Here is a 3,115-nt window from a genome sequence, read left to right as displayed (position 1 = left end):
CTGGCGTTCGCCAGGTCGCATCGCTCCCCCCCACGCCGACACCGCGCACGCCCCGGCACAATACAGAGGATTCCGTCGGCGCCCTCCCTTTCTCGCGGGGATATCCCTGCCCTTTTCCTATGCAATCCAGCAGCCCGTGGCTATCATGCCAGCCTTATTCCAAGTCGAGACTGGCATGCTGAAGTTGTTGAATCTCCTCAAGGATGGCCGATTTCATTCTGGCCAGGCCTTGGGGGAAGCCATGGGGGTAAGCCGCAGTGCTGTGTGGAAGCAGCTGCAGCACCTCGAAAGCGAGCTGAACCTCACCATTCACAAGGTGCGTGGTCGTGGATACCAGCTCGCTACGCCATTGAGCCTGCTCGAGGCGTCGGCGATTGCTGCATTCACGCAGGGTGAGCAATGGCCTGTTCTTGTCCATGACTCGATAGATTCGACCAATGCCGAGGCCCTGCGTCTGATTGGGAAGGGGCAAGCAGCTCCCTTCCTGGTGCTCGCCGAGCGCCAGAGTGCTGGTCGTGGTCGGCGCGGCCGACACTGGGTCAGTCCGTTCGCTGAGAATCTCTATTACAGCCTGGTGCTTCGGGTAGAGGGTGGCATGCGCCAGCTCGAGGGGCTGAGTCTGGTCGTTGGCCTGGCGGTAATGCGCACGCTGCATACGTTCGGTGTAAAGGGGGCGGGGCTGAAATGGCCGAATGATGTTCTTGTCGCTAACAAGAAGATTGTCGGCATTCTTCTGGAGCTGGTTGGCGACCCCGCGGATGTCTGTCACGTCGTGCTAGGTGTCGGCATCAATGTGAACATGCAGAGCAATGATCAGGTCGACCAGCAATGGACATCGATGCGTCGGGAGACTGGCGATCTCATTGATCGCAATCGTCTGGTTGCGCAGTTGAACCAGCAATTGCAGCATGAGCTTTCACGCCATCGTCGCTATGGTTTCGCTGCTTTCCAGGAGGAATGGGAGCAGGCGCATCTGTGGCAGGGGCGCAAGGTCTCGCTGATCGCCGGCAATCAGACGGTCGATGGCATTGTGCTGGGTGTGGACGGGCAGGGCGGTCTACGCATGGATGTCGAGGGTGTGGAGAAGAGCTTCAGTGGTGGAGAGCTCGGGTTGAGGTTGCGCGATGATTCTTGAGCTCGATTGCGGTAATAGCTTTATCAAGTGGCGTGTGATTCATGCTGCGGATGCCACCATTGTGGGTGGCGGTATCGTCGATTCGGATCAGGCGCTGCTGGCCGCTGTGGGAGGGCTGGCTGCCGCGCGCCTGGCGGGTGCACGGATGGTCAGCGTGCGCAGCGAGGAAGAAACCGATGCGCTGTGCGAGGCGATCAGGCAAGCCTTCGCTGTTGACGTGCAGGTTGCGCGTCCTGTCATTGAAATGGCGGGAGTACGCAATGGCTATGAAGATCATGAGCGCCTGGGCATGGATCGCTGGCTGGCCGCCCTCGGTGCATTCCACCTGGCCAAAGGGGCTTGCCTGGTGATGGATTTTGGCACAGCCGCCAAGGCGGACTTCGTGGCGGCGGATGGTCAGCACCTGGGTGGATATATCTGTCCGGGGATGCCTCTGATGCGTAGCCAGCTGCGGACCCATACCCGCCGTATTCGTTATGACGATGCCTCGGCCGAGCGAGCATTGAGCAGTCTTGAGCCCGGGCGCTCCACGGTCGAGGCAGTCGAACGTGGGTGCGTGCTGATGCTGCAGGGGTTCGCCCGTACGCAGATCGATCAGGCGCGCGCGCTGTGGGGTAATGAGTTCAGCGTCTTCCTCACGGGAGGCGATGCGCCCCTGGTCCAGGTGTCTGCACCTGGCGCGCGGGTTGTACCGGACCTGGTCTTTGTTGGCCTGGCGATGGCCTGCCCCTTGAGTTGAGGTGCCTATGCGTTGGTTGTTTCTGCTGTTGGTAGTGCTAAATGCCGTCTATTACGTGTGGCAGCAGCAGGAGGCGCCGGTACGGGTCAAGGAAGTTGCACCCCTTTCCCTCTACAAGGGAAGTCAGCAGGAGATCCGCCTGCTTCGGGAGACGGGAGCAGCGGCTCCCGCCAGACGCAGGGATGAGTGCCTGGTGGTGGGGGGATTTACCGGGCAGGATGAGCTCGTGGCCTTGCGCCAGCGGTTGCTGAGCCTGGATATCGCCGCTCAGCCCGTGCAGGGGCAGTTGGCTGGCGCGGACGGCTTCTGGCTCAAGGTCAGCCCTGATAGCGAGCGTTTGCTGGATGAGGCGGTCATTGCCAGTCTTTCCAGTGATTTCAAAGACTTAAAACATAAAATTATTTTCTGCCAGGGTATTGCAACTGGCGAATAGCTTGATAGAATGGCGCCCGCTTCGCAGGGAACACCGCTCAGGTGGTAGTACCGGAAGCATAGTCAAAGCAGCTAACTTTCAGATTTAATTGAAAAAAATGCTTGACTACAGGCCGGCAGGTAAATAGAATGCCCGCCACGTCTGGAGGGATTCCCGAGCGGCCAAAGGGGACGGACTGTAAATCCGTTGCGAGAGCTTCGAAGGTTCGAATCCTTCTCCCTCCACCAGTTTTAGCGAGAGCTGCAAGCTCCGCGGGTATAGTTTAGTGGTAGAACCTCAGCCTTCCAAGCTGATGATGCGGGTTCGATTCCCGCTACCCGCTCCAAGTTTGCTGTTTTGGTACAAAGAGTTTCGCTCTTGTAGCTCAGTTGGTAGAGCACACCCTTGGTAAGGGTGAGGTCAGCGGTTCAAGTCCGCTCAAGAGCTCCATATAAACAAGGCAGATATGAAAATATCTGCCTTTGTTTTATCAGCGTAGTGACTATTTCTTCTGCGGAGGACTGTATCGATGGCTAAGGAAAAGTTTGATCGTTCCCTTCCCCACGTTAACGTCGGCACTATCGGCCACGTTGACCACGGTAAGACCACTCTGACCGCAGCTCTGACTCGCGTCTGCTCCGAAGTTTTCGGTTCGGCAGTCGTTGAGTTCGACAAGATCGACTCGGCTCCGGAAGAAAAAGCGCGCGGTATCACCATCAACACCGCTCACGTCGAGTACAACTCGAACATTCGTCACTACGCTCACGTTGACTGCCCAGGTCACGCTGACTACGTGAAGAACATGATCACCGGTGCTGCCCAGATGGAT

4 protein-coding genes and 3 tRNA genes are annotated in these 3,115 nt (G+C 58.1%); all 7 read left to right on the top strand.

Annotated features, from left to right (window positions below):
• Positions 1–175 precede the first annotated feature (175 nt).
• On the top strand, positions 176–1,135 hold the full coding sequence (gene birA, locus APH44_RS28690; RefSeq protein ID WP_054895649.1) for a bifunctional biotin--[acetyl-CoA-carboxylase] ligase/biotin operon repressor BirA: 960 nt from the start codon (positions 176–178) through the stop codon (positions 1,133–1,135).
• Positions 1,125–1,874 (top strand): pantothenate kinase, encoded by a 750-nt coding sequence (locus APH44_RS28685; RefSeq protein ID WP_054895648.1) that lies wholly within the window; start codon positions 1,125–1,127, stop codon positions 1,872–1,874. The genes birA and APH44_RS28685 overlap by 11 nt, the downstream gene beginning before the upstream one ends.
• A 7-nt stretch (positions 1,875–1,881) precedes the next feature.
• A complete protein-coding gene (locus APH44_RS28680; RefSeq protein WP_054895647.1) occupies positions 1,882–2,307 on the top strand; it encodes a hypothetical protein in 426 nt (141 codons plus the stop codon).
• 143 nt (positions 2,308–2,450) lie between these two features.
• A tRNA-Tyr gene (locus APH44_RS28675) sits at positions 2,451–2,534 on the top strand.
• A 24-nt stretch (positions 2,535–2,558) separates the two neighbouring features.
• Positions 2,559–2,632, top strand: a tRNA-Gly gene (locus APH44_RS28670).
• Between the two features lie 28 nt (positions 2,633–2,660).
• Positions 2,661–2,736, top strand: a tRNA-Thr gene (locus APH44_RS28665).
• 79 nt (positions 2,737–2,815) lie between these two features.
• A partial coding sequence (locus APH44_RS28660) for a GTP-binding protein (RefSeq protein WP_256216762.1) occupies positions 2,816–3,115 on the top strand: 300 nt, incomplete at its 3' end.

The sequence above is a fragment of the Pseudomonas sp. NBRC 111143 genome (assembly GCF_001320965.1).
GTDB classification, from domain to species: Bacteria; Pseudomonadota; Gammaproteobacteria; order Pseudomonadales; family Pseudomonadaceae; genus Aquipseudomonas; species Aquipseudomonas machongensis.
The sequence above is the reverse complement of the archived record's forward strand: the minus strand, read 5'-3'. Positions and strand labels throughout refer to the sequence as shown.